This is a genomic window from Citrobacter sp. RHB35-C17 (genome assembly GCF_013816795.1).
In the GTDB taxonomy this organism is placed as follows: Bacteria; Pseudomonadota; Gammaproteobacteria; order Enterobacterales; family Enterobacteriaceae; genus Citrobacter_A; species Citrobacter_A amalonaticus.
The window spans coordinates 1,016,033-1,038,151 of record NZ_CP057150.1; the positions used below are offsets into that span (position 1 = coordinate 1,016,033).

The following is a 22,119-nucleotide window of genomic DNA, read 5'->3' on the forward strand; positions in this document are numbered from 1 at the left end:
GAGGCAGCCTGAAGGATGAAGAGCAAAAGGCTTCAGTATTCCTGAGTACCGCTAAATCCTTTCAGGGACTATAAACGCGTTATGTTGTCTGCAACTCAACCAGTAAGCGAAAATTTGCCTGCACATGGCTGTCGCCATGTCGCGATCATTATGGATGGCAATGGTCGCTGGGCGAAAAAGCAAGGGAAGATTCGCGCATTTGGGCATAAGGCCGGAGCGAAATCCGTCCGCCGTGCCGTCTCTTTTGCTGCCAACAATGGTATTGATGCGTTAACGCTGTATGCCTTTAGTAGTGAAAACTGGAACCGACCGGCGCAGGAAGTGAGTGCGTTAATGGAGCTATTTGTGTGGGCGCTTGATAGTGAAGTGAAAAGCCTGCATCGCCATAACGTCCGCCTGCGCATTATTGGCGACACCAGTCGATTTAACTCGCGTTTGCAAGAACGTATTCGTAAGTCCGAAGCGCTTACCGCCCAGAATACCGGGCTGACGCTGAATATTGCGGCGAATTACGGCGGACGTTGGGACATTGTCCAGGGAGTCAGACAACTGGCAGAACAGGTGCAGGAAGGTTTACTGCGTCCTGATCAGATTGATGAAGACATGCTCAACCAACAAATCTGTATGCATGAACTGGCTCCGGTGGATTTAGTAATTAGGACTGGGGGAGAGCATCGAATAAGTAACTTTTTGCTTTGGCAAATTGCCTATGCCGAACTTTACTTTACAGATGTTCTTTGGCCCGATTTCGATGAACAAGACTTTGAAGGTGCACTGCATGCCTTTGCTAATCGAGAGCGTCGTTTCGGCGGCACCGAGCCCGGTGATGACAAAGCCTGATGGGGGTCGCTTTTGCTGAAGTATCGCCTAATTTCTGCTTTCGTTTTAATACCCGTGGTCATCGCGGCGCTGTTTCTGCTGCCGCCGGTGGGGTTCGCCATTGTGACGTTGGTTGTTTGTATGCTGGCCGCGTGGGAATGGGGACAGTTAAGCGGTTTTGCCACGCGCACGCAACGCGTCTGGCTGGCGGTGCTGTGTGGGCTATTGCTCGCACTGATGCTGTTTCTGTTGCCGGAATATCATCATAATATTCATCAGCCGATGGTCGAAGCCTCGTTGTGGGCATCGCTGGGCTGGTGGGTTGTTGCGTTAGTGCTGGTGTTTTTTTACCCCGACTCGGCGACGATCTGGCGTAATTCGAAGACATTACGCATAATTTTTGGCGTGCTCACGATCGTTCCCTTCTTCTGGGGAATGCTGGCGCTGCGTGCATGGCACTATGACGAGAATCATTACAGTGGCGCAATATGGCTGCTCTATGTCATGATCCTGGTCTGGGGGGCGGACTCCGGGGCGTATATGTTTGGCAAACTGTTTGGCAAACATAAACTGGCGCCGAAAGTGTCGCCGGGGAAAACCTGGCAGGGCTTTTTTGGTGGCCTTGCCACAGCGGCTGTGATCTCCTGGGGTTACGGCATGTGGGCGAATCTGGATGTTGCGCCTGTCACCTTATTAATCTGTTCTATTGTCGCTGCGCTGGCCTCCGTGCTGGGCGATCTGACTGAGAGCATGTTTAAGCGTGAAGCAGGAATTAAAGACAGCGGTCATTTGATTCCAGGACACGGTGGTATTCTGGACCGTATTGACAGCCTGACGGCGGCAGTACCGGTCTTTGCTTGCCTGTTGTTACTGGTATTCAAGACGCTTTAACGGAAGGTTTTATGCTGAGTATTCTCTGGAATCTGGCTGCATTCATTGTCGCACTGGGTGTGCTGATCACCGTGCATGAATTTGGTCATTTCTGGGTTGCCCGGCGCTGCGGTGTCCGTGTCGAGCGCTTTTCCATTGGATTTGGTAAAGCGCTCTGGCGCCGTACCGATCGGTCTGGGACCGAATATGTCATCGCCCTGATCCCGCTGGGCGGTTATGTCAAAATGCTGGATGAGCGCGCGGAACCGGTGATCCCGGAGCTGCGCCACCACGCTTTCAACAACAAAACCGTCGGCCAGCGCGCCGCGATCATTGCCGCCGGTCCGGTTGCCAATTTCCTCTTTGCCATCTTCGCTTACTGGCTGGTGTTTATCATCGGCGTCCCCGGTGTTCGTCCGGTTGTTGGTGAAATTACGCCCAACTCGATTGCCGCTCAGGCGCAAATTATTCCTGGCACGGAACTTAAAGCCGTTGATGGTATCGAAACCCCTGATTGGGACGCAGTGCGTTTACAGTTGGTCGCAAAAATTGGCGACGAACAGACGACAATCAGCGTGGCGCCTTTCGGCAGCAACCAGCGACAGGAAAAAACGCTGGATTTGCGGCAGTGGGCATTTGAGCCTGATAAGGAAGATCCTGTATCTTCTTTAGGGATTCGACCGCGCGGACCACAGATTGAACCGGTGCTGTCAGAAGTCCAGGCTCAGTCCGCCGCAAGTAAGGCGGGTTTGCAAGCTGGCGACAGGATCGTTAAAGTCGATGGTCAACCGCTAACGCAGTGGATGACGTTCGTGAACCTGGTGCGCGATAATCCGGGTCAGCCGTTAGCGCTGGAAATTGAAAGGCAGGGCAGTGCCTTGTCTTTAACATTAATTCCGGATTCGAAACCGGGTAATGGGAAGGCAGAAGGGTTTGCCGGTGTTGTGCCGAAAATCATTCCTCTGCCGGATGAGTACAAGACAGTACGCCAGTATGGACCATTCAGCGCCATTGCACAGGCCACGGATAAAACGTGGCAGTTGATGAAGCTGACGGTCAGTATGCTGGGAAAATTGATAACCGGTGATGTGAAACTGAACAACCTCAGTGGGCCGATTTCTATCGCTCAGGGGGCTGGGATGTCAGCGGAGTTCGGGGTGATTTATTATCTGATGTTCCTTGCGCTGATTAGCGTGAACTTAGGGATAATCAACCTGTTTCCGTTGCCCGTTCTTGACGGGGGGCATCTGCTGTTCCTGGCGATTGAAAAGCTTAAGGGCGGACCGGTATCCGAGCGGGTTCAAGACTTTAGTTATCGCATTGGCTCGATATTGCTGGTGCTGTTAATGGGGCTTGCACTTTTCAATGATTTCTCTCGGTTGTAAGAGAGTTAGTTAGGAAGAACGCATAATAACGATGGCGATGAAAAAGTTGCTCATAGCGTCGCTGCTGTTTAGCAGCGCGACCGTATACGGTGCTGAAGGGTTCGTAGTGAAGGACATTCATTTCGAAGGCCTGCAGCGTGTCGCCGTTGGTGCGGCCCTCCTCAGTATGCCGGTGCGCACAGGCGACACGGTTAATGATGAAGATATCAGTAATACCATTCGCGCACTGTTTGCCACTGGCAACTTTGAGGATGTTCGTGTCCTTCGCGATGGCGATACGCTTCTGGTTCAGGTAAAAGAACGTCCGACTATTGCCAGCATCACCTTCTCCGGTAACAAATCGGTGAAAGATGACATGCTGAAGCAAAACCTCGAGGCTTCTGGCGTGCGTGTTGGCGAATCTTTGGATCGCACCACCATTGCCGATATCGAGAAAGGTCTGGAAGACTTCTACTACAGCGTCGGTAAATACAGTGCCAGCGTGAAAGCCGTTGTCACGCCACTGCCGCGCAACCGTGTTGACCTTAAACTGGTGTTCCAGGAAGGGGTATCGGCGAAGATCCAGCAGATCAATATCGTCGGTAATCATGCCTTCAGCACGGATGAACTGATCTCTCACTTCCAGTTGCGTGATGAAGTTCCGTGGTGGAACGTTGTTGGCGATCGCAAATACCAGAAGCAGAAACTGGCGGGTGACCTTGAAACCCTGCGCAGTTACTACCTGGATCGCGGTTACGCGCGTTTCAACATCGACTCAACGCAGGTCAGCCTGACCCCGGATAAGAAAGGGATCTACATTACCGTGAACATCACGGAAGGCGAGCAGTATAAGCTTTCTGGCGTTCAGGTAACGGGGAACCTGGCGGGGCACTCTGCGGAGATCGAAAGCCTGACCAAAATTGAGCCGGGCGAACTCTATAACGGCACCAAAGTGACCAAAATGGAAGATGATATTAAGAAGCTTCTGGGTCGCTATGGTTACGCCTATCCGCGTGTTCAGTCACAGCCGGAAATCAACGATACTGACAAAACCGTTATGCTGCGCGTAAACGTTGATGCGGGTAACCGTTTCTACGTGCGTAAGATCCGTTTTGAAGGTAACGACACGTCCAAAGATGCCGTCCTGCGTCGCGAAATGCGCCAGATGGAAGGGGCATGGCTGGGCAGTGATATGGTTGATCAGGGTAAAGAGCGTCTGAACCGTCTGGGTTACTTTGAAACGGTCGACACCGACACGCAGCGTGTTCCGGGCAGCCCGGACCAGGTAGACGTGGTCTATAAGGTGAAAGAGCGTAACACCGGTAGCTTTAACTTTGGTGTCGGTTACGGTACGGAAAGCGGGGTAAGCTTCCAGGCCGGTGTTCAGCAGGATAACTGGCTGGGCACGGGTTACGCGGTAGGGATTAACGGTACCAAGAACGATTACCAGACCTACAGCGAACTGTCCGTCACCAACCCGTACTTCACCGTTGATGGCGTGAGTCTGGGTGGGCGCATCTTCTATAACGACTTTGATGCGAACGATGCGGATCTGTCTGACTATACCAACAAAAGTTATGGTACAGACGTCACGCTGGGCTTCCCGGTCAACGAATACAACACTCTGCGTGCGGGTTTAGGGTATGTGCATAACTCCCTGTCTAATATGCAGCCGCAGGTCGCGATGTGGCGTTATTTGAACTCCGTGGGTGAATACCCGAGTGAATCGAATGACCGCAACTCCTTTAGCGCCAACGACTTCACCTTCAACTATGGTTGGACTTATAACAAGCTTGACCGTGGCTTCTTCCCGACGGAAGGGACGCGTATCAACCTGAACGGTAAGGTGACGATCCCTGGCTCTGATAACGAGTTCTACAAAGCGACACTGGATACCGCAACCTACGTACCGATCGACGACGATCATAAGTGGGTGGTCCTCGGTCGTACCCGTTGGGGTTATGGGGATGGAATCGGCGGTAAAGAGATGCCGTTCTATGAGAACTTTTATGCCGGTGGCTCCAGCACCGTGCGTGGCTTCCAGTCCAATACCATTGGTCCGAAAGCCGTTTATTATCCATCCAGCAGTCGTCATGATGGCGATAGCGACTACGATAACGAATGTGAAAGCACGCAATCGGCGCCGTGTAAATCGGATGATGCAGTGGGCGGTAACGCCATGGCTGTCGCCAGCCTGGAGTTCATTACCCCAACGCCGTTCATCAGTGATAAATACGCCAACTCGGTACGTACTTCGTTCTTCTGGGATATGGGTACCGTCTGGGATACTAACTGGGATTCAAGTGCATATTCCGGTTATCCAGACTACAGTGATCCAAGCAATATCCGTATGTCTGCTGGTATCGCATTACAATGGATGTCCCCATTGGGGCCGTTGGTCTTCTCCTACGCCCAGCCGTTTAAGGATTACGATGGAGACAAAAAAGAGCAGTTCCAGTTTAACATTGGTAAAACCTGGTAATTGTTCTTCGCAAAGGAATGTAATGGTAGTGTAGCGATGACTTAAGGCGATCATCTTGCATGGGATCGCCTGGCCACGCAAAGAACTGCACCTTCGGGTGCAAATGGGATGGTAAGGAGTTTATTGTGAAAAAGTGGTTATTAGCGGCAGGTCTCGGTTTAGCAATGGTTACGTCTGCACAGGCTGCTGACAAAATTGCTATCGTCAACATGGGTAGCCTGTTCCAGCAGGTTGCACAGAAGACCGGTGTTTCCAACACGTTGGAAAATGAGTTTAAAGGCCGCGCGAGCGAACTGCAGCGTATGGAATCCGATCTGCAATCTAAAATGCAGCGTCTGCAGTCCATGAAAGCGGGCAGCGATCGTACTAAGCTGGAAAAAGACGTGATGGCTCAGCGCCAGACCTTCTCTCAAAAAGCGCAGGCTTTTGAGCAGGATCGTGCACGTCGTTCCAACGAAGAACGTGGCAAACTGGTTACCCGTATCCAGACTGCAGTGAAATCTGTTGCCAGCAGCCAGAGCATCGATCTGGTCGTTGACGCAAACACCGTTGCTTACAACAGCAGCGATGTAAAAGACATCACCGCTGACGTACTGAAACAGGTTAAATAAGTAATGCCTTCAATTCGACTGGCTGATTTAGCAGAACAGTTGGATGCAGAATTACACGGTGATGGCGATATCGTCATCACCGGCGTTGCGTCCATGCAATCTGCGCAAACGGGTCACATCACCTTCATGGTGAATCCAAAATACCGTGAGCACCTGGCCTTATGCCAGGCGTCTGCCGTTGTCATGACGCAGGACGATCTTCCTTTTGCTAAGAGTGCTGCGTTGGTAGTGAAAAATCCTTACCTGACGTACGCGCGAATGGCGCAAATTTTAGATACCACGCCGCAGCCGGCACAGAACATTGCACCGAGTGCAGTAGTTGATGCGACGGCAACGCTGGGTAGCAATGTTTCAATTGGCGCAAATGCGGTTATTGAGTCTGGCGTGGAGCTTGGCGATAACGTGGTTATCGGCCCGGGCTGCTTCGTCGGGAAAAATACGAAAATTGGGGCCGGTTCGCGTCTGTGGGCGAATGTATCGGTTTACCACGACATTCAGATCGGTGAGAATTGCCTGATCCAGTCCAGTACGGTCATTGGTGCTGACGGTTTTGGCTATGCCAACGATCGCGGCAACTGGGTGAAGATCCCGCAGTTAGGTCGCGTTATTATTGGCGATCGTGTGGAGATCGGCGCTTGTACCACTATTGATCGTGGCGCACTGGATGACACTGTGATCGGCAATGGGGTTATCATTGATAACCAGTGCCAGATTGCACATAACGTTGTGATTGGCGACAATACGGCGGTTGCCGGTGGCGTCATTATGGCGGGCAGCCTGAAGATTGGCCGTTACTGTATGATCGGCGGTGCTAGCGTAATCAACGGGCATATGGAAATATGCGATAAGGTGACCGTGACGGGCATGGGGATGGTGATGCGTCCCATCACTGAACCGGGCGTCTATTCCTCAGGCATTCCGCTGCAACCTAACAAAGTATGGCGTAAGACAGCCGCACTGGTGATGAACATTGATGATATGAGCAAGCGCCTCAAAGCCATTGAGCGCAAGGTTAATCAACAAGACTAAACTCTCACCCGGTCACACATACTTTACGGCCTGTCGGCATTCATACGATTGCGGCAGGCCGTGTTATTATTGGCTTTTAGCATATTTGGACAGGAAGAGTATTTTGACTACTAACACTCATACTCTGCATATTGAAGAGATTTTAGAACTTCTGCCGCACCGTTTTCCGTTTTTACTGGTTGATCGCGTGCTGGACTTTGAAGAAGGTCGTTTTCTGCGCGCAGTGAAAAATGTCTCCGTTAACGAGCCGTTTTTCCAGGGGCATTTCCCGGGTAAACCGATTTTCCCTGGCGTGCTGATTCTGGAAGCCATGGCACAGGCTACCGGTATTCTGGCGTTTAAAAGCGTTGGTAAACTGGAGCCGGGAGAACTCTATTATTTCGCCGGTATCGATGAAGCGCGCTTTAAGCGTCCTGTCGTGCCAGGCGATCAGATGATCATGGAAGTCACTTTCGAGAAAACGCGCCGTGGCCTGACCCGCTTCAAAGGGGTTGCTCTGGTCGACGGTAAAGTAGTTTGCGAAGCAACGATGATGTGCGCTCGTAGCCGGGAGGCCTGATACGTGATTGATAATTCCGCCTTTGTTCATCCGACCGCCATTGTGGAAGAGGGCGCTTCACTTGGCGCTAACGTTCACATTGGTCCTTTTTGCCTTGTTGGACCCCATGTTGAAATTGGTGAGGGTACCGTACTGAAGTCTCACGTTGTCGTGAATGGTCATACCAAAATTGGCCGCGATAACGAGATATATCAGTTCGCCTCCATTGGCGAAGTGAACCAGGATCTGAAATATGCTGGTGAACCGACCCGTGTGGAAATTGGCGATCGTAACCGCATTCGCGAAAGCGTTACCATTCATCGTGGCACAGTGCAGGGCGGTGGATTGACGAAGGTGGGCAGCGATAACTTACTGATGATCAATGCTCATGTGGCACACGATTGCACAATAGGGGATCGCTGTATTCTGGCTAATAACGCCACGCTAGCGGGTCACGTCTCGCTGGATGATTATGTCATCATCGGTGGCATGACCGCTGTGCACCAGTTCTGCATTATTGGTGCACACGTGATGGTTGGCGGCTGTTCTGGCGTTGCTCAGGACGTTCCGCCGTACGTTATTGCGCAGGGCAACCACGCGACGCCGTTTGGCGTCAACATCGAAGGGCTGAAGCGTCGCGGATTTACTCGCGAAGCGATCACCGCCATCCGCAATGCTTACAAAGCGTTGTACCGTAGTGGCAAAACGCTGGAAGATGTAAAACCGGAAATCGCCGAACTGGCGAAGCAGTATCCGGAAGTACAGGCGTTCAGCGATTTCTTTGCCCGCTCAACGCGCGGTTTGATTCGTTAATGGCTGAGCAGCGCCCCTTAACGATTGCCCTGGTCGCCGGAGAAACCTCCGGCGATATTCTTGGTGCTGGCTTAATCCGGGCGCTGAAGGCGCGTGTTCCCGACGCGCGTTTTGTCGGCGTCGCAGGCCCACGTATGCAGGCCGAAGGCTGTGAAGCCTGGTATGAAATGGAAGAACTGGCGGTGATGGGCATTGTGGAAGTGCTTGGACGCCTGCGTCGTCTGCTGCATATCCGCGCCGATCTGACTCGTCGATTCACTGAGCTGCAGCCCGATGTCTTCGTTGGTATAGATGCACCCGATTTCAATATCACCCTCGAAGGGAATCTGAAAAAACAGGGTATCAAAACGATTCATTACGTCAGTCCGTCCGTCTGGGCGTGGCGACAGAAACGCGTTTTCAAAATAGGCAGATCCACCAATATGGTTCTGGCTTTTCTGCCTTTCGAAAAAGCGTTTTACGACAAGTACAACGTGCCGTGCCGTTTTATCGGTCACACCATGGCGGACGCGATGCCTCTGGACCCGGATAAAAATGCGGCGCGAGATGTGCTGGGGATCCCCCGTGACGCGCACTGTCTGGCGTTATTACCCGGCAGTCGCGGTGCGGAAGTCGAAATGCTCAGCGCCGACTTCCTGAAAACGGCCCAATTGTTGCGCCAGACCTATCCTGATCTTGAGGTGGTGGTGCCATTGGTGAACGCCAAACGGCGCGAGCAGTTTGAGCGGATCAAAGCAGAAGTCGCCCCGACGCTTTCCGTCCATATGTTGGATGGGATGGCGCGAGAAGCGATGATTGCCAGCGATGCCGCGTTGCTGGCATCCGGTACCGCTGCGCTCGAGTGCATGCTGGCCAAATGCCCGATGGTGGTGGGATATCGCATGAAGCCCTTTACGTTCTGGCTGGCGAAGCGACTGGTGAAGACAGATTATGTCTCGCTGCCAAACCTGCTGGCGGGAAGGGAACTGGTGAAAGAGCTGTTGCAGGAAGAGTGCGAGCCGCAAAAGCTGGCTGAGGCGCTTCTCCCCTTACTGGCGAACGGTAAAACCAGTCATGCGATGCACGATACTTTCCGCGAACTGCATCAGCAGATCCGCTGTAATGCTGATGAGCAGGCGGCGGATGCGGTCCTGGAGTTAGCACGATGATCGAATTTGTTTATCCACACACGCACTTAGTGGCGGGTGTGGATGAAGTCGGACGTGGTCCGTTGGTTGGCGCGGTCGTTACCGCAGCCGTGATCCTCGACCCGGCTCGCCCGATTGTGGGTCTTAACGATTCCAAAAAATTATCTGAAAAGCGCCGTCTGGCGCTGTATGACGAAATCAAAGAAAAAGCGTTGAGCTGGAGCCTCGGTCGTGCGGAACCGCACGAGATCGATGAGCTGAATATACTCCACGCCACGATGTTGGCCATGCAGCGAGCGGTGGCGGGGTTACATATTGCGCCGGAATATGTGCTGATCGATGGTAATCGCTGTCCGGCATTACCTGTGCCGTCTCTGGCGGTAGTGAAGGGCGACAGTCGGGTGGCGGAGATCAGCGCCGCGTCTATTCTTGCAAAAGTCACGCGTGACGCCGAAATGGCCGCGTTGGATAGCGTTTTCCCGCAATATGGTTTTGCCCAGCACAAAGGGTATCCAACCGCTTTCCATCTGGAAAAACTGGCTGAACATGGCGCAACGGAGCATCACCGACGTAGTTTTGCTCCCGTTAAACGCGCACTGGGACTCGCGTCCTGATTCTTGTGTCGAAGGAATCTGAAGATGTCTGAACCTCGTTTCGTCCACCTGCGGGTGCACAGCGACTACTCCATGATCGATGGGCTGGCAAAAACCGGGCCGCTGGTGAAAAAGGCGGCCGCGTTGGGCATGCCTGCGCTGGCGATCACCGATTTTACTAACCTCTGTGGTCTGGTGAAGTTCTACGGAGCGGGTCATGGCGCAGGGATTAAACCCATTGTTGGTGCCGATTTCCATGTTCAGAGCGAGCTGATGGGTGATGAACTGACGCATCTGACCGTGCTTGCTGCCAATAACACCGGGTACCAAAATCTTACCCTGCTGATATCCAAAGCTTATCAGCGCGGCTATGGCGCGGCGGGACCGATCATAGACCGTGACTGGCTGATCGAACTGAAAGAAGGGTTGATCCTGCTTTCCGGCGGGCGCATGGGTGACGTCGGGCGCAGTCTGCTTCGCGGTAACGGCGCGCTGGTTGATGAGTGTGTCGCGTTCTATGAAGAACACTTCCCGGATCGTTACTTCCTTGAGCTTATCCGCACTGGTCGTCCCGATGAAGAGAACTATCTTCATGCTGCCGTTGCGCTGGCGGAAGCGCGCAGTTTGCCGGTGGTCGCCACCAACGACGTGCGCTTTATCAACAGTGATGACTTTGACGCGCATGAAATTCGCGTTGCTATCCACGATGGTTTCACCCTCGACGATCCCAAACGTCCGCGTAATTACTCGCCGCAGCAATATATGCGCTCGGAAGAGGAGATGTGCGAACTCTTCTCTGATATTCCGGAAGCGTTGGAAAACACCGTTGAAATTGCCAAACGCTGTAACGTAACGGTACGTCTTGGTGAGTATTTCCTGCCGCAGTTCCCGACCGGCGATATGACCACGGAAGATTTCCTGGTCCAGAAATCGAAAGAAGGGCTGGAAGAGCGTCTGGCCTTCTTGTTCCCGGATGAAGCCGTGCGAAAAGAAAAGCGGCCGCCTTACGATGAACGTCTGGATATTGAACTGCAGGTGATCAACCAGATGGGGTTCCCGGGTTACTTCCTCATCGTGATGGAATTTATCCAGTGGTCGAAAGATAACGGCGTGCCGGTAGGGCCAGGCCGTGGTTCCGGTGCGGGCTCGCTGGTGGCTTACGCGCTGAAAATTACCGACCTCGACCCGCTGGAATTTGACCTGCTGTTCGAACGTTTCCTTAACCCGGAACGTGTCTCGATGCCTGACTTCGACGTTGACTTCTGTATGGAGAAACGCGACCAGGTGATTGAACACGTGGCCGACATGTACGGCCGTGATGCGGTATCGCAGATTATTACCTTCGGTACGATGGCGGCGAAAGCGGTGATCCGCGACGTGGGTCGCGTACTGGGCCACCCGTACGGCTTTGTCGATCGTATTTCGAAACTGGTGCCCCCCGATCCGGGGATGACGCTGGCGAAAGCCTTCGAGGCTGAACCGCAACTGCCAGAAATCTACGAGGCAGATGAAGAGGTTAAAGCGCTGATCGACATGGCGCGTAAGCTGGAAGGCGTGACCCGAAACGCCGGTAAACACGCCGGTGGTGTGGTTATCGCCCCGACGAAAATCACCGATTTTGCGCCGCTGTACTGTGATGAACAGGGGCTGCATCCGGTTACCCAGTTTGATAAAAACGACGTGGAATATGCCGGCCTCGTGAAGTTCGACTTCCTTGGCTTGCGTACACTCACTATCATTAACTGGGCGCTGGAGATGATTAACGCCCGCCGTGAAAAGAACGGTGAGCCGCCGCTGGATATTGCCGCTATCCCGCTGGACGATAAGAAAAGCTTCGATATGCTGCAACGCTCGGAAACCACGGCGGTCTTCCAGCTTGAATCCCGCGGCATGAAAGACCTGATTAAGCGTCTACAGCCTGACTGCTTCGAAGATATGATAGCCCTGGTGGCCCTGTTCCGTCCGGGGCCGTTGCAGTCCGGGATGGTAGATAACTTCATCGATCGTAAGCACGGGCGCGAAGAGATCTCCTATCCGGATGTGCAGTGGCAACACGAAAGCCTGAAACCAGTACTGGAGCCAACCTACGGCATCATCCTGTATCAGGAACAGGTCATGCAGATTGCCCAGGTGCTTTCTGGCTATACTCTTGGCGGTGCGGATATGCTGCGTCGTGCGATGGGTAAGAAAAAGCCGGAAGAGATGGCCAAACAGCGCTCCATCTTTGAAGACGGCGCGAAGAAAAACGGTATTGACGGCGAACTGGCGATGAAAATCTTCGACCTGGTGGAGAAATTCGCCGGTTACGGGTTTAACAAATCGCACTCTGCTGCCTACGCGCTGGTCTCTTACCAGACGCTGTGGCTGAAAGCGCACTATCCTGCTGAGTTTATGGCGGCGGTAATGACTGCCGATATGGACAACACCGAGAAGGTGGTGGGGCTGGTGGATGAATGCTGGCGCATGGGGCTGAAAATCCTGCCGCCGGATATCAACTCCGGGCTGTACCACTTCCACGTCAACGACGATGGCGAGATTGTCTACGGTATCGGCGCGATCAAAGGCGTGGGTGAAGGCCCGATCGAGGCGATCATTGAGGCGCGTAACAACGGCGGCTATTTCCGTGAGCTGTTTGATCTTTGCGCGCGCACCGATACCAAAAAGCTCAACCGGCGGGTGCTGGAAAAATTGATCATGTCCGGGGCATTTGACAGGCTGGGGCCGCATCGTGCTGCACTGATGAATTCGCTGGGCGATGCGCTGAAAGCCGCCGATCAGCACGCGAAAGCAGAAGCGATTGGTCAGGCAGATATGTTCGGCGTGCTGGCGGAAGAGCCGGAGCAAATTGAACAATCCTACGCCAGCTGCCAGCCGTGGCCAGAGCAGGTGGTGTTAGATGGGGAACGCGAAACGTTGGGGTTGTACCTGACGGGTCACCCGATCAACCAGTATTTGAAAGAAATTGAGCGCTATGTCGGAGGCTACCGGCTGAAAGACATGCATCCGACAGAACGTGGTAAAGTGACCACGGCTGCGGGGCTCGTCATTGCCGCAAGGGTTATGGTCACCAAGCGCGGCAATCGTATCGGCATCTGTACGCTGGATGACCGTTCCGGACGTCTGGAGGTGATGTTATTTACCGACGCCCTGGATAAATACCAGCAATTGCTGGAAAAAGACCGCATACTTATCGTCAGCGGACAGGTCAGCTTTGATGACTTCAGCGGGGGGCTTAAAATGACCGCCCGCGAAGTGATGGATATTGACGAAGCCCGGGAAAAATATGCTCGCGGGCTTGCTATCTCGCTGACGGACAGGCAAATTGATGACCAGCTTTTAAACCGACTCCGTCAGTCTCTGGAACCCCACCGCTCGGGGACAATTCCAGTACATCTCTACTATCAGAGGGCGGATGCACGTGCGCGGTTGCGTTTTGGCGCGACGTGGCGTGTCTCTCCGAGCGATCGTTTGCTTAACGATCTCCGTGGCCTCATTGGTTCGGAGCAGGTGGAACTGGAGTTTGACTAATACAGGAATACTATGAGTCTGAATTTCCTTGATTTTGAACAGCCGATTGCAGAGCTGGAAGCAAAAATCGATTCTCTGACTGCGGTGAGCCGTCAGGACGAGAAACTGGATATTAACATCGATGAAGAAGTGCATCGTCTGCGTGAAAAAAGCGTAGAACTGACGCGTAAAATCTTCGCCGATCTTGGCGCATGGCAGGTTGCCCAACTGGCACGCCATCCGCAGCGTCCTTACACCCTGGATTATGTTCGCCTGGCGTTTGATGAATTTGACGAACTGGCGGGCGATCGCGCTTATGCGGACGATAAAGCTATCGTCGGCGGCATTGCGCGTCTGGACGGTCGTCCGGTGATGATCATTGGTCATCAGAAAGGCCGCGAGACCAAAGAGAAAATCCGTCGTAACTTCGGGATGCCGGCGCCGGAAGGCTATCGTAAAGCGCTGCGTCTGATGGAAATGGCCGAGCGTTTCAACATGCCGATCATTACCTTTATCGACACTCCGGGGGCTTACCCAGGCGTGGGTGCCGAAGAGCGCGGTCAGTCCGAAGCTATCGCCCGTAACCTGCGTGAAATGTCACGTCTGAGCGTGCCGGTTATCTGCACCGTGATCGGCGAGGGCGGTTCCGGTGGCGCGCTGGCGATCGGCGTGGGCGATAAAGTGAATATGCTGCAATACAGCACCTATTCCGTTATCTCTCCGGAAGGCTGTGCTTCCATTCTGTGGAAAAGTGCAGACAAAGCGCCGCTGGCCGCAGAAGCGATGGGGATCATTGCGCCGCGTCTGAAAGAGCTGAAGCTGATTGATTCCATCATCCCGGAACCGCTGGGCGGCGCGCATCGCAATCCGGAAGCGATGGCGGCTTCGCTGAAAGCGCAGCTGCTGGCTGACCTCGCGGATCTCGATGTATTGAGCACAGAAGATTTGAAGAACCGTCGCTATCAGCGTCTGATGAGCTACGGCTACGCCTAAGCGTTGACCATTCCGAAAAGGGCCACAATTTGTGGCCCTTTTTTTTACCTGCGGTTTGAACAGGCTATGATTAGCTAAGGTTTTTCCAGGAGGAACGCATGAATATCATCGCCATTATGGGGCCGCACGGGGTTTTTTATAAAGACGAGCCCATTAACGAGCTTGAGCGTGCGCTGCAATCACAGGGATTTCAGATTATCTGGCCGCAAAACAGCGTCGACCTACTGAAATTTATCGAACACAACCCGCGCATTTGTGGGGTGATTTTTGACTGGGATGAGTACAGTCTCGATTTGTGCAGTGAGATTAACCAGCTCAATGAGTATTTACCGCTGTATGCGTTTATCAACACGCATTCGACGATGGATGTCAGCGTTCACGACATGCGCATGGCGCTATGGTTTTTCGAGTATGCGCTCGGGCAGGCGGAAGATATCGCGACGCGCATTCGCCAGTACACCAACGAGTACCTCTACAATATCACGCCGCCTTTTACCAGAGCGCTGTTCACCTATGTGAAAGAGGGAAAATACACCTTCTGCACGCCGGGTCACATGGCCGGAACGGCCTATCAAAAAAGTCCAGTTGGCTGCCTGTTCTATGACTTTTTCGGTGGCAATACCCTGAAAGCGGATGTGTCGATATCAGTCACTGAACTGGGTTCGTTACTCGATCACACCGGGCCACATCTGGAGGCCGAAGAGTATATCGCCCGAACGTTCGGCGCAGAGCAGAGTTATATGGTGACTAACGGCACCTCCACCTCAAACAAAATTGTGGGGATGTATGCCGCGCCAACCGGCAGTACGCTGTTGATTGACCGTAACTGCCATAAGTCGCTCGCGCATTTGTTAATGATGAGCGACGTCGTCCCGATTTGGCTGAAACCAACGCGTAATGCGCTCGGTATTCTGGGCGGCATTCCGAAGCGTGAGTTCACGCGCGAGAGTATTGCGAACAAAGTTGCCACCACGGCGCAGGCGCAGTGGCCAGTTCATGCCGTGATCACTAACTCGACCTATGACGGCCTGCTGTATAACACTAACTGGATCAAACAGACGCTGGATGTCCCTTCTATCCACTTCGATTCTGCCTGGGTGCCCTATACCCACTTTCATCCCATTTATCAGGGGAAAAGCGGGATGAGCGGTGAACGGGTGCAGGGCAAGGTGATTTTCGAAACGCAATCCACCCACAAAATGCTGGCGGCGCTATCGCAGGCGTCGCTGATCCATATTAAAGGAGACTATGACGAAGAAACCTTCAACGAAGCGTTTATGATGCACACCTCGACCTCACCGAGTTATCCGATTGTCGCCTCCATCGAGACGGCGGCAGCGATGCTGCGGGGAAATTCCGGTAAGCGATTAATCAATCGCTCTGTGGAGCGCGCGTTACATTTTCGCAAAGAAGTGCAGCGGCTACGTGAAGAGTCTGACGGTTGGTTCTTTGATATCTGGCAGCCGGAAGAGGTTGATGAAGCCGCGTGCTGGCCGGTGGCACCCGGTGAAGACTGGCACGGATTTACCGATGCCGACGATGACCATATGTTCCTCGATCCGGTAAAAGTCACGATCCTGACGCCCGGTATGAACGAGCAAGGGGAGATGAGTGACGAGGGGATCCCCGCCGCGCTGGTGGCGAAATTCCTTGATGAGCGCGGCGTGGTGGTGGAGAAAACCGGGCCGTACAATCTGCTGTTTCTCTTCAGTATTGGTATCGATAAAACCCGGGCAATGGGGCTGTTGCGTGGACTGACCGAATTTAAACGCTCTTACGATCTCAATTTGCGCGTGAAGAATATGCTGCCGGATCTGTATGCAGAAGATCCTGATTTTTATCGCAACATGCGTATTCAGGATCTGGCGCAAGGGATCCACAAGCTCATCCGCCAACACGATCTTTCCGGTCTGATGCTGCGTGCGTTTGATACATTGCCGGAAATGATCATGACGCCGCATCAGGCCTGGCAGCGACAGATCAAAGGCGAAGTCGAAACGGTCCCCCTCGATCAACTGGTGGGACGCGTGTCGGCGAATATGATCCTGCCATACCCTCCCGGCGTTCCGCTGCTGATGCCGGGAGAAATGCTCACCGAGCAGAGTCGCGCCGTACTCGATTTTCTGCTGATGCTCTGTTCTGTTGGTCAGCGTTATCCGGGCTTTGAAACGGATATTCACGGGGCGAAACAGGATGACGACGGCGTATACCTCGTACGAGTCTTAAAAACGGCATGACGACTTGCCTTCAGCGCTCCCGGGCGGGTAACGTGCTGATGATAAATAACGGAGATGAAGACACTATGCTGGGATTAAAACGGGTTCACCATATTGCGATTATTGCGACAGACTATGCCGCGAGTAAGTCCTTCTATTGCGATATTTTGGGGTTTACGCTGCTGAGCGAGGCCTATCGCGCAGAACGAGACTCGTGGAAGGGCGATCTGGCGCTGAATGGACAATATGTGATTGAGCTTTTTTCATTTCCTTTCCCGCCGGCGCGTCCAGGGCATCCGGAAGCCTGTGGCTTGCGCCATCTGGCGTTCAGCGTGGATAACCTGGATAATGCGGTAGCGCATCTGGAAGCGAATCACGTAAATTGTGAAGCCATCCGCATTGATCCCTTCACCAACAAGCGCTTCACCTTTTTTAAAGACCCGGATGGCCTGCCGCTCGAATTGTATGAGCAGTAAGGCTTGTTATTGTGACGATTGCCCGGTAACGTGCCGGGCAATCGTCACTGTAAATAACCGCTATGACAACACTCACGCTGAACACCTCGCTTATCACTTCCCGACAGATACTAGTCGCCTTTAGCGGCGGTCTGGACTCTACCGTGCTTTTACACCAACTGGTGCAATGGCGGATGCAACAACCGACCCTCTCGCTTCGCGCCATGCACATCCATCATGGACTTAGCGCTCACGCCGATGAGTGGGTGGCACACTGTGAAGCCGTCTGCGCGCAATGGCAGGTTCCGCTGGTGGTGGAGCGGGTCACGCTGGTGGACGCCGGGCTGGGAATCGAAGCGCAGGCCCGGCAGGCGCGGTATCAGGCATTTGCCGATGCGCTATTGCCCGGTGAGGTGTTGGTGACTGCCCAGCATCTTGACGATCAGTGTGAAACCTTTTTGCTGGCGCTCAAACGCGGCAGCGGACCGGCTGGGCTGTCTGCAATGGCGGAGAGTGCTGAGTTTGCGGGCACGTTACTCATTCGTCCGTTATTGACACAACCCCGTGCGGCACTGGAGCAATGGGCAATGCAGCATCAGCTTCGCTGGATTGAAGATGAAAGCAATCAGGATGACGCCTACGATCGCAACTTCCTGCGTTTGCAGGTTCTGCCGCTTCTGCAACAGCGCTGGCCGCATTTCGCTGACGCCACGGCACGCAGCGCAGCGCTGTGTGCTGAACAAGAGAGTCTGCTGGATGAACTGCTTGCCGATGAACTGTCTTCTTGCACCACAGATAACGGCACGCTGGAGTTAACGCCGCTCATGGCGATGACCCGTGTCCGGCGCGCTGCGCTACTTCGCCGCTGGCTGGCGGCGAAAAATGCGCCGATGCCTTCACGCGATGGACTGGAACGTCTCTGGCAGGAGGTGGCGCTGGCGCGTGAAGATGCGTCACCGTGCCTGCGTTTCGGCGAGTACGAGGTGCGGCGCTTTCAGGGACAGCTGTGGTGGATTAAATCTGTTGTCGAACAAAGTGAGACAATACTGCCCTGGCCTCGCTGGCAGTTACCGCTCACGTTGCCTGCCGGGCTGGGCCATCTGCGGTTACTGGTGGGGGACGAATTACGCGCGCCTCATGAGGATGAGCGTGTCAGTATCCGTTTTAAAGCGCCGGGAATGCTGCATATCGTTGGCCGTAGCGGTGGCCGCAAGCTCAAGAAAATCTGGCAGGAGTTGAATGTACCTTCCTGGCGACGAGATACCACGCCATTGCTGTTTTACGGCGAAACGCTGATTGCGGCTGCAGGCGTATTTGTCACGCGTGACGGCGCGGCGGGTGAGGAGTCGGGGGTGAGACTGGTGTGGGATCAAATCGGTGGAAATGCCTGATGGCGCAGCGCCACCAGGCAATATGGGTTCAGGATTCGCTAACCACCACGGTACCGATTTCCGGATGGCTGAAGCTGACAATTTTATCGAGACGAAGCTCGCGCGTTTCACCCGCAACCTCGGTGATTAGGTATTCCACGTTTTTCCGTGAAACCAAATCGTTGGCTTTCGCTTGCAAAACTTCACCATCTTTCAGTTCCAGCGTCAGTAATAAATGATGCTGGCAGGCGAGCTCAAGGTTGTCGTAGTCATCACAGTTGATGGGTTGGTATGTATCATTCATTGACATAATCGCTCACCAGTAAGTTCGCCGCAGCATACGCCGCCTTTTCCCTGACCGACTCTGAAAGGGCACTGTCTGCCGCTATTTCATTAAGCACCTTCAATACGCAACCCAGCGCATCCGGGATATACCCTAAGTCTCCGCTGGCGATTTCCGCATACCGCTTGCGTATTAACTCACAATATTTTTCCACATGCCCTCCTGTCAGCATTCTGACTTAACCGTGGATGCAAGTCTAAGCCTACGAAGATAAACTCTGTTTAGCAAGGTGACTATACCACAGCCATTCACGCAATATCAGCGCCTGATTGATGATCCCCGGACAGCCTTTTGGCTCCTTTTTCGCTACAATGGCTGCCTGATTCGAAAGGAGTTTTTCCATGGCGCTTAAAGCGACAATTTATAAAGCCGTCGTCAACGTGGCTGACCTTGACCGCAACCAGTTTCTTGATGCGGCGTTGACGCTGGCGCGTCACCCCTCTGAAACCCAGGAACGAATGATGTTGCGTCTGCTGGCGTGGATTAAGTATGCGGATGAGCGTCTCCAGTTTACGCGTGGTTTAAGCGCAGAGGATGAACCGGAAGCGTGGTTGCGTAACGATCATCTGGGTATCGACTTGTGGGTTGAACTGGGGCTACCGGATGAGCGCCGTATTAAGAAAGCGTGTTCTCAGGCTGCTGATGTGGCGCTGTTTGCCTACAATAGCCGGGCGGCGCAGATCTGGTGGCAGCAGAATCAAAGCAAATGCGCGCAGTTTTCGAATCTCACTGTCTGGTATCTGGATGATGAACAACTGGCCCAGCTTAGCGCCTTTGCGAGCCGTACCATGACGCTACAGGCGACAATTCAGGACGGGGCGATCTGGCTGTCTGATTCTCAGAATAATCTGGAAATTCATCTGACGCCTTGGCAACAACCGGTATGATCGTCATTTCGCGGACTGTCTCGATCCCCGACGATGAGCTGGAGATCACCGCCATTCGCGCCCAGGGCGCAGGAGGACAGAACGTCAATAAGACCTCAACGGCGATACATTTGCGTTTTGACATTCGGGCCTCCAGCCTGCCAGAGTATTATAAGGAACGTCTGCTGGCTGCCAGCCATCATCTGATTACCGCTGATGGCGTGATGATTATTAAGGCGCAGGAGTACCGCAACCAGGAACTCAACCGGGAAGCGGCGCTTGCCAGACTGGTAGCGGTTATAAAAGAGCTCACCGCAGTACAAAAAAGCCGACGCGCAACCCGACCGACGCGGGCATCGAAAGAGCGAAGATTAAACTCGAAGGCGCAGAAATCCTCAGTAAAAGCCCTTCGCGGTAAAGTCCGTCGTGATGACTGACGGGCAGGAATAAAATGTGATAGGGAGTCAGGGTGAAAAAAACACTACTTTCAGCGATGGCGGCATTTACGCTCTTCGCATTGATTGGCTGTAACAACCGTTCAGAGGTTGATGTTATCCAGCCGACTCAGGTTGCAGAATTAAAACCGATGCAGCAAAGCTGGCGGGGCATTCTGCCTTGTGCCGACTGCGAGGGTATTGAGACCTCACTGTTTCTGGAGAAAGATGGCACATGGGTAATGAACGAACGCTATCAGGGCGTGCGTGAAGAGCCGTCTTCTTTTGCTTCCTACGGCACCTGGGCGCGCACGGCCGATAAACTGGTGCTGACCGACAGTCAGGGTGAGAAGTCTTATTATCGCGCGAAAGGCGAAGCGCTGGAGATGCTGGATCGGGAAGGCAATCCGGTTGAATCACAATTTAACTATACGCTTGAACCGGTGAAATCCAGTTTGCCGGTAACGCCAATGGCGATGCGTGGCATGTATTTCTATATGGCGGATGCCGCGACCTTTACCGACTGCGCAACCGGAAAGCAGGTTTCTGTTGCCAGTAACGCAGAACTGGAACGCGGTTATCTTGCGGCGCGTGGCACCAGTGAGAAACCGGTGCTGTTGTCCGTCGAAGGGCACTTCACGCTGGAGGCGAATCCGGATACCCATGAGCCGGTGAAAACGCTGATGGCCGATAAAGAGATTAAATTTATTCCGGGTAAGAGCTGCACCGACTGAGTGATGGACTCAATGATAGCTGTCCGGGTGACTGGACAGTTATCGTCTTACCCGCAGTTTTGCTATTGTGTATCGCGCTTAACGCGTCAGTCCTACAAAACGTCCCGTCTTGATATAAATCCCTAACTTCAAATGACCGACATAGCGTAGCTGCGTTTCTGGCTTAAATGCGGCAACGTCGCCTTCCCGCATGTGCATCAGGTCAGCAGGGCTGATCCAGCCCGATTGCGCCAGGGTTAGCGGATGTCCCGCTTTGGTAAACGCATCAGTGACGAATTCGGAGCAAAACCACGCCGTTTTTTCTCCCTCGCGGGGATCGCTCAACTGCGCTTTCGCCAGCCCGCTGACGCACTGTTGCCGGAAATCCGCAGAAAAGGGGTTTAGCGAACACATCTGGCGAGTCACCATAAACGGAATGAATTCTACGATACCGCGATAGTTATAGCCGCTGTCTTTGATTTTATAGGCGAAGGTTTTGATCTCAGCGGCCTGTTGCGGAGTCAGCTCCGGGACTCTCAGGGCAAAAAGTTTATCACTGTGTTTCATCGCCTGTTTGAGTGACACGATTTGTACCCCAGCACCGGTGGCTTCTGCGACTTCATTATCGCCCAGATAGACGGCAACATGGCTTACGGAAGCATTGCTGAACGCGCGGATGCCTAATGAGGTCACCCCGAGGCTGGAGGAGAACAACAGATCGCCTGGCTTAAGGTCGGTATCGGTAATTTCGACGAGTGCTTTATTCGTGAATGAACTCTGGCGCTGGAATGTAACCGCCCATTTTTTGGATTGTGCATCAATGGCGGCGGCGGATTTATTCGGTGGGCTGACGTCAACGGTGCAGGCCGAAATCAAAAGAAGGCAAGGGAGGAACAGGCGGTAATACGCCGTGAGTTTAGCCATTTTATACAATCCATGTAAAAAAGAGGCCCTGAAAATCAGAGCCTCTTATGAC

At 53.4% G+C, this 22,119-nt stretch carries 21 protein-coding genes; 18 read left to right on the forward strand and 3 right to left on the reverse strand.

Features of this window, described 5'->3' with window-relative positions:
* Positions 1–81 precede the first annotated feature (81 nt).
* From ispU to tilS, 15 genes are all read left to right on the forward strand, one after another.
* Positions 82–840, forward strand: coding sequence for a (2E,6E)-farnesyl-diphosphate-specific ditrans,polycis-undecaprenyl-diphosphate synthase (gene ispU / locus HVZ37_RS04840; protein WP_042997864.1), 759 nt, complete (start codon positions 82–84; stop codon positions 838–840).
* A gap of 12 nt (positions 841–852) precedes the next feature.
* Positions 853–1,710, forward strand: a complete 858-nt coding sequence (gene cdsA, locus HVZ37_RS04845) for a phosphatidate cytidylyltransferase (RefSeq protein WP_042997863.1) — start codon at positions 853–855, stop codon at positions 1,708–1,710.
* An 11-nt stretch (positions 1,711–1,721) separates the two neighbouring features.
* The gene (gene rseP / locus HVZ37_RS04850; RefSeq protein ID WP_044255374.1) at positions 1,722–3,074 is read left to right on the forward strand and encodes a sigma E protease regulator RseP; all 1,353 of its coding nucleotides are present in this window, start codon (positions 1,722–1,724) and stop codon (positions 3,072–3,074) included.
* Between the two features lie 31 nt (positions 3,075–3,105).
* Positions 3,106–5,535, forward strand: a complete 2,430-nt coding sequence (bamA, locus tag HVZ37_RS04855) for an outer membrane protein assembly factor BamA (RefSeq protein WP_044255371.1) — start codon at positions 3,106–3,108, stop codon at positions 5,533–5,535.
* 125 nt (positions 5,536–5,660) lie between these two features.
* Positions 5,661–6,146 carry a molecular chaperone Skp gene (gene skp / locus HVZ37_RS04860; RefSeq protein WP_042323679.1) on the forward strand — a complete coding sequence of 162 codons (486 nt, stop codon included), beginning with the start codon at positions 5,661–5,663 and terminating at the stop codon, positions 6,144–6,146.
* A gap of 3 nt (positions 6,147–6,149) precedes the next feature.
* Complete coding sequence (gene lpxD, locus HVZ37_RS04865) at positions 6,150–7,175, forward strand: UDP-3-O-(3-hydroxymyristoyl)glucosamine N-acyltransferase (RefSeq protein ID WP_042997860.1); 1,026 nt, start codon at positions 6,150–6,152, stop codon at positions 7,173–7,175.
* Between the two features lie 103 nt (positions 7,176–7,278).
* On the forward strand, positions 7,279–7,734 hold the full coding sequence (gene fabZ, locus HVZ37_RS04870; protein WP_003018528.1) for a 3-hydroxyacyl-ACP dehydratase FabZ: 456 nt from the start codon (positions 7,279–7,281) through the stop codon (positions 7,732–7,734).
* 3 nt (positions 7,735–7,737) lie between these two features.
* Positions 7,738–8,526 (forward strand): acyl-ACP--UDP-N-acetylglucosamine O-acyltransferase, encoded by a 789-nt coding sequence (gene lpxA / locus HVZ37_RS04875; protein ID WP_042997859.1) that lies wholly within the window; start codon positions 7,738–7,740, stop codon positions 8,524–8,526.
* Entirely contained in the window at positions 8,526–9,674 is a 1,149-nt protein-coding gene (gene lpxB, locus HVZ37_RS04880) for a lipid-A-disaccharide synthase (RefSeq protein ID WP_181628154.1), read from the forward strand. Before lpxA ends, lpxB begins: the two co-directional genes overlap by 1 nt.
* Positions 9,671–10,267: a ribonuclease HII gene (gene rnhB / locus HVZ37_RS04885; RefSeq protein ID WP_042997857.1), complete on the forward strand. Its 597-nt coding sequence runs from the start codon at positions 9,671–9,673 to the stop codon at positions 10,265–10,267. Before lpxB ends, rnhB begins: the two co-directional genes overlap by 4 nt.
* 24 nt (positions 10,268–10,291) lie before the next feature.
* Positions 10,292–13,774: a DNA polymerase III subunit alpha gene (gene dnaE / locus HVZ37_RS04890; RefSeq protein ID WP_042997856.1), complete on the forward strand. Its 3,483-nt coding sequence runs from the start codon at positions 10,292–10,294 to the stop codon at positions 13,772–13,774.
* Between the two features lie 12 nt (positions 13,775–13,786).
* On the forward strand, positions 13,787–14,746 hold the full coding sequence (accA, locus tag HVZ37_RS04895) for an acetyl-CoA carboxylase carboxyl transferase subunit alpha (RefSeq protein ID WP_042997855.1): 960 nt from the start codon (positions 13,787–13,789) through the stop codon (positions 14,744–14,746).
* A 98-nt stretch (positions 14,747–14,844) separates the two neighbouring features.
* Positions 14,845–16,983, forward strand: coding sequence for a lysine decarboxylase LdcC (gene ldcC / locus HVZ37_RS04900; RefSeq protein WP_181628155.1), 2,139 nt, complete (start codon positions 14,845–14,847; stop codon positions 16,981–16,983).
* Between the two features lie 65 nt (positions 16,984–17,048).
* Complete coding sequence (locus tag HVZ37_RS04905; RefSeq protein WP_181628460.1) at positions 17,049–17,438, forward strand: VOC family protein; 390 nt, start codon at positions 17,049–17,051, stop codon at positions 17,436–17,438.
* Between the two features lie 62 nt (positions 17,439–17,500).
* Positions 17,501–18,808, forward strand: coding sequence for a tRNA lysidine(34) synthetase TilS (gene tilS / locus HVZ37_RS04910; RefSeq protein WP_181628156.1), 1,308 nt, complete (start codon positions 17,501–17,503; stop codon positions 18,806–18,808).
* A 28-nt stretch (positions 18,809–18,836) separates the two neighbouring features.
* Here the strand turns inward: tilS and rof are convergent, their stop codons facing one another.
* Both rof and HVZ37_RS04920 read right to left on the reverse strand, forming a co-directional pair.
* Positions 18,837–19,097: a Rho-binding antiterminator gene (gene rof / locus HVZ37_RS04915; protein WP_042323659.1), complete on the reverse strand. Its 261-nt coding sequence runs from the start codon at positions 19,095–19,097 to the stop codon at positions 18,837–18,839.
* Positions 19,084–19,284: a YaeP family protein gene (locus HVZ37_RS04920; protein WP_042323658.1), complete on the reverse strand. Its 201-nt coding sequence runs from the start codon at positions 19,282–19,284 to the stop codon at positions 19,084–19,086. Before HVZ37_RS04920 ends, rof begins: the two co-directional genes overlap by 14 nt.
* 187 nt (positions 19,285–19,471) lie before the next feature.
* Between HVZ37_RS04920 and HVZ37_RS04925 the strand changes: the two genes are divergently transcribed.
* Genes HVZ37_RS04925 through nlpE form a run of 3 tightly spaced genes read left to right on the forward strand, consistent with a single transcriptional unit; the run spans position 19,472 to position 21,164 of the window.
* Positions 19,472–20,017, forward strand: a complete 546-nt coding sequence (locus tag HVZ37_RS04925; protein WP_044327028.1) for a YaeQ family protein — start codon at positions 19,472–19,474, stop codon at positions 20,015–20,017.
* On the forward strand, positions 20,014–20,433 hold the full coding sequence (gene arfB / locus HVZ37_RS04930) for an alternative ribosome rescue aminoacyl-tRNA hydrolase ArfB (protein ID WP_181628157.1): 420 nt from the start codon (positions 20,014–20,016) through the stop codon (positions 20,431–20,433). Before HVZ37_RS04925 ends, arfB begins: the two co-directional genes overlap by 4 nt.
* Positions 20,434–20,489: 56 nt before the next feature.
* A complete protein-coding gene (nlpE, locus tag HVZ37_RS04935) occupies positions 20,490–21,164 on the forward strand; it encodes an envelope stress response activation lipoprotein NlpE (protein ID WP_192926956.1) in 675 nt (224 codons plus the stop codon).
* Between the two features lie 78 nt (positions 21,165–21,242).
* Here the strand turns inward: nlpE and HVZ37_RS04940 are convergent, their stop codons facing one another.
* The gene (locus HVZ37_RS04940) at positions 21,243–22,067 is read right to left on the reverse strand and encodes a YaeF family permuted papain-like enzyme (RefSeq protein WP_125339474.1); all 825 of its coding nucleotides are present in this window, start codon (positions 22,065–22,067) and stop codon (positions 21,243–21,245) included.
* Positions 22,068–22,119 lie beyond the last annotated feature (52 nt).

Bases quoted from the DNA above. Each gene is read 5' to 3' on its own strand.
- ispU (WP_042997864.1), top strand. From the start codon at position 82: ATGTTGTCTGCAACTCAACCAGTAAGCGAAAATTTGCCTGCACATGGC.
- rseP (WP_044255374.1), top strand. From the start codon at position 1,722: ATGCTGAGTATTCTCTGGAATCTGGCTGCATTCATTGTCGCACTGGGT.
- bamA (WP_044255371.1), top strand. From the start codon at position 3,106: ATGGCGATGAAAAAGTTGCTCATAGCGTCGCTGCTGTTTAGCAGCGCG.
- lpxD (WP_042997860.1), top strand. From the start codon at position 6,150: ATGCCTTCAATTCGACTGGCTGATTTAGCAGAACAGTTGGATGCAGAA.
- lpxB (WP_181628154.1), top strand. From the start codon at position 8,526: ATGGCTGAGCAGCGCCCCTTAACGATTGCCCTGGTCGCCGGAGAAACC.
- rnhB (WP_042997857.1), top strand. From the start codon at position 9,671: ATGATCGAATTTGTTTATCCACACACGCACTTAGTGGCGGGTGTGGAT.
- dnaE (WP_042997856.1), top strand. From the start codon at position 10,292: ATGTCTGAACCTCGTTTCGTCCACCTGCGGGTGCACAGCGACTACTCC.
- accA (WP_042997855.1), top strand. From the start codon at position 13,787: ATGAGTCTGAATTTCCTTGATTTTGAACAGCCGATTGCAGAGCTGGAA.
- ldcC (WP_181628155.1), top strand. From the start codon at position 14,845: ATGAATATCATCGCCATTATGGGGCCGCACGGGGTTTTTTATAAAGAC.
- HVZ37_RS04905 (WP_181628460.1), top strand. From the start codon at position 17,049: ATGCTGGGATTAAAACGGGTTCACCATATTGCGATTATTGCGACAGAC.
- tilS (WP_181628156.1), top strand. From the start codon at position 17,501: ATGACAACACTCACGCTGAACACCTCGCTTATCACTTCCCGACAGATA.
- rof (WP_042323659.1), bottom strand. From the start codon at position 19,097: ATGTCAATGAATGATACATACCAACCCATCAACTGTGATGACTACGAC.
- HVZ37_RS04925 (WP_044327028.1), top strand. From the start codon at position 19,472: ATGGCGCTTAAAGCGACAATTTATAAAGCCGTCGTCAACGTGGCTGAC.
- arfB (WP_181628157.1), top strand. From the start codon at position 20,014: ATGATCGTCATTTCGCGGACTGTCTCGATCCCCGACGATGAGCTGGAG.
- nlpE (WP_192926956.1), top strand. From the start codon at position 20,490: ATGGCGGCATTTACGCTCTTCGCATTGATTGGCTGTAACAACCGTTCA.
- HVZ37_RS04940 (WP_125339474.1), bottom strand. From the start codon at position 22,067: ATGGCTAAACTCACGGCGTATTACCGCCTGTTCCTCCCTTGCCTTCTT.